Source organism: Candidatus Protofrankia californiensis (genome assembly GCF_900634765.1).
In the GTDB taxonomy this organism is placed as follows: domain Bacteria; phylum Actinomycetota; class Actinomycetes; order Frankiales; family Frankiaceae; genus Protofrankia; species Protofrankia californiensis.
Window position 1 is genome coordinate 20,567 of record NZ_CAAAFT010000395.1, and the last position, 3,298, is coordinate 23,864.

The window sequence follows — 3,298 nt, forward strand, 5'->3', positions numbered from 1 at the left end:
CGACAGCTGGTCGCCGAGGCTGGCACCGGAGGCGAACGAGCGGCGACCGTTGAGCCGGAATCCGTCACCGTCACGGGTGAGGACGAGGTCGGAGCCACCTCGCGGGTTCTGCACACCGCCCCAGAACAGCTTGCCCTCCGCGTTGCGGCGGGACTGCTCGGCCGCCTGCTCCGGTGTGCCGAACAGGGGCGCGATCCGGGTCTGCGCGTAGTGGTAGCCGATCAGGTGGGCGATGGAGGTGTCGCCGCGGGCGATGCGACGGGTGATCGCGGCCGCCTGCGCGTAGTTGAGGCCGGAACCGCCGTAGGCGACGGGCTCCTGGACCTGCAACAGGTCGTGGCTGCGCAGCAGCTCGACCTCCGCGCGGGGTGTCTTGTTGGCGTGGTCGCGCTCGGCGGCGGTCGCGCGCAGCTCGGCGGCGACCAGGTGGGCGCGCTCCAGCGCCGCCGCGAACTGCGCGGCGTTGTCGTCGGGGTCTGCCGTGATGGCCGTGGCAGCGGGGCTGTCCAGCCGGTTGTCGGCGTCGAGGGACACGTTGAGCTCCTTGTCACGTAAGACGTGGGACGTGAGGGGTGTGGTGCGGATCGGGATGCCGGCCCGAGCCTGGATATCGGCTTGAGCCGGGACATCAGCCCGGGTCGGGACGTCAGCCCGGGTCGGAACATCAGCCCGGGGCGGGCCGGGTTGCGGAAGAAGGTCACCGACATGTCACCGACACAGCGCACTGCACGTCCGGACGAAGTCGACGTATCGCCGCCTGACCAGGCGCATGCTTTAGGAGGCTTCCCGGACCAGCTCGCCGCGGTCGGCGGCGTCGGCTTCGAGTTCGCGCACGAGCGGCAGCACCCGTCGTCCGAAGTACTCCACGTCTTCGAGGTAGTGCAGGAATCCGAGCAGCAGCAGGTCCACACCGCGCTTGCTGTAGGCCACGATGCGTTCGGCGATCCGCTCCGGCGTGCCGATGAGGCCGGTACGGAAACCGTCGTTGTACTGGACCAGGTCGTCGAACTCCGAGTCCTGCCACATGCCCTTGCGGTCGGCAGTCGACTGACCGGCCTGCTTGACCGCCGATCCGAAGCCCTCGACCGCCTGCCGGTCGGCCTTGGCGATGATCTCCCGCAGCACCTCGCGGGCCTCAGCGTCGGTGTCGCGGGCGATCAGGAAACCGTTCAGCCCGAAGCGCACCCGCCGTCCGTGCAGCGCCGCCTCGGCGTTGACGTCGGCGATCTGCTCGCTGACGCCGTCGAGATCCTTGCCGTTGCTGAAGTACCAGTCCGACACCCGGCCCGCCATCGCCCGGGCGCTCGTCGAGTTACCACCCTGAAAGATCTCCGGATGCGGGCGTCCGGGCCCTTCGATGGGCTTGGGCCGCAGGTCGAAGTCGTGCAGCCGGTAGAAGTCGCCGTTGAACTCGGCGTGGTCACTGGTCCAGATCTCGCGCAGCACGCGGATGAACTCCTCGCTGCGCCGGTACCGCTCGTCGTGTTCCAGCCAGGGCTCGCCCAGTTTGGTGAACTCGTCCTTGAACCAGCCGCTGACGACGTTGACCGCCGCGCGGCCGCCGGAGAGCTGGTCGGCCGTGGCGATGAACTTGGCCAGCACGCCCGGATGCCACAACCCCGGATGGATGGCCGCTATCACCTTCAGCCGCTGGGTGGCCAGCAGCAATGCCAGGCTGAATCCCGTCGACTCGTGCTGGTAGGCCGCACCGTAGGAGGCGATATAGCGGACCTGGCTCAGGGCATAGTCGAACCCGTTGTTCTCCGCCAGCACGGCCAGCTTCCGGTTGTACTCATACCCCCAGTCGGTGCGTTGCTCGATCTTGCTCACCACCAGGCCACCACTGACGTTCGGCACCCAGTAGGCGAACTTCACGGGTTCGCGACCCGCTTCGACGGCATCGGACATGCAATTCTCCCTGCAATGTGAACGGCTGTGCGATCCCAGCCGGCGGCGATACTACGACGCCGCGTACGAGTCGATTTCTTTCGACGGCTGCTTTCAAAAGAAGACGCCCGAACCGCGTCGAATGATCGGCCGGGCGACCGGTCGGCGTGCGTGGTCGCTCTAACCGGTGACGCAGCACCCACATCGCTCGGGACGGCGACAGAACCGCCGATTCGGGACGGCGGCTGCGCGGCTGCACACGTCGACGGACAGCCGGCTGCGCCTGGCAATCCCTATAATGTCCATCGACATGGTGTCGAGTGTGCCTTCACGGGTGGTGCCGGTCAACCAGGCGTCGACGAGGGTGCGATAGGGCAACCCTGTCACGGCGTCGACGGCGGGAAGGGCCAGGTGCGGATCGAACAGTTGGAGTGCCTCGCCGCGGTCACGCGCCTGGGGTCGATGCGGGCCGCCAGCGAGGCGCTGCACATGTCGCAGCCGGCACTGAGCGAGACCATCCGCAACCTCGAGCGGGAACTCGGGCTGACGCTCCTCGACCGCCGCCGCACCGGCGCCACGATCAGCGCGACCGGCGGCGAACTGCTGCCGTACATCATCGACGTCCTGGAGTCGGTCGACCGGCTCCGCGCCGCCGCCGGCGACCAGCAGCGCTCCAGCCGCATGATCCGGATCGGCACCGTCAACGCCGCCACCGTGCCACTGGTCACCCCCGCCATGCGTGACTTCCACGCCGCCCACCCCACGACGCAGGTAGAGATCGTCAACACCCAGCAGGCCGACATCCATCGCCTGCTGCTCGACGGTGGCCTCGACCTCGGCCTGGTCAACCTGATGGACGGCGACGACGTCGCCCCCGACCTGGAGACCGTTGAGCTGTTCCGCGGCCGGGCCGTGCTGTGCTGCCGCACCGACAGCACGCTCGCCCAGCTGCCGACCGTCAGTCCCCAGCAGCTCCTGACCGAGCCGTTTATCGCCATGCGCTCCGGCTATGTCATGCACCGATACGTCCACCGGTTGTTCCGTGACAAGCCGCCGGCATTCTCCTATTCCACCGACGGCGCGGAAATGGGAAAGCTCATGGTCGCCCAGGGCCTCGGGGTGACCGTCCTGCCCGACTACAGCGTCGCGGGCGATCCGCTCGAACGCAGCGGCATCATCACCTACCGCCCGCTGGAAACCGACGACGCAACGGTCATCCTGGTCATTCAGCGACGCCGCACCCGCCACCTTCCCACCGCCGTACGCCAGCTACAGACCATCCTCCTCAAACACGCCGCGGACTACCGTTCGACTCATCAGATCCCCTGATCCCGCAACAGCGGCGGGAAGCCATGATTGTGGGTACGTGAGCGGGACTGTCCAGCTAACGGTGTAACGGTTGATGTTGGTG

The 3,298-nt window shown here is 67.7% G+C and carries 3 protein-coding genes; 1 reads left to right on the plus strand and 2 read right to left on the minus strand.

Annotated elements, in window-relative coordinates:
- Together DD1DGNOD_RS20340 and sfnG are read right to left on the minus strand one after the other, a co-directional pair.
- Positions 1-534 (minus strand): acyl-CoA dehydrogenase family protein (locus DD1DGNOD_RS20340; RefSeq protein WP_206443331.1); only part of this gene is annotated, 534 nt, incomplete at its 3' end.
- Between the two features lie 240 nt (positions 535-774).
- Positions 775-1,908 (minus strand): dimethylsulfone monooxygenase SfnG, encoded by a 1,134-nt coding sequence (gene sfnG / locus DD1DGNOD_RS20345; RefSeq protein WP_131770834.1) that lies wholly within the window; start codon positions 1,906-1,908, stop codon positions 775-777.
- 390 nt (positions 1,909-2,298) lie between these two features.
- On the opposite strand from sfnG, the gene DD1DGNOD_RS20355 reads away from it, so the two are divergent.
- A complete protein-coding gene (locus DD1DGNOD_RS20355; protein ID WP_206443332.1) occupies positions 2,299-3,216 on the plus strand; it encodes a LysR family transcriptional regulator in 918 nt (305 codons plus the stop codon).
- The last annotated feature ends 82 nt before the right edge of the window (positions 3,217-3,298 follow it).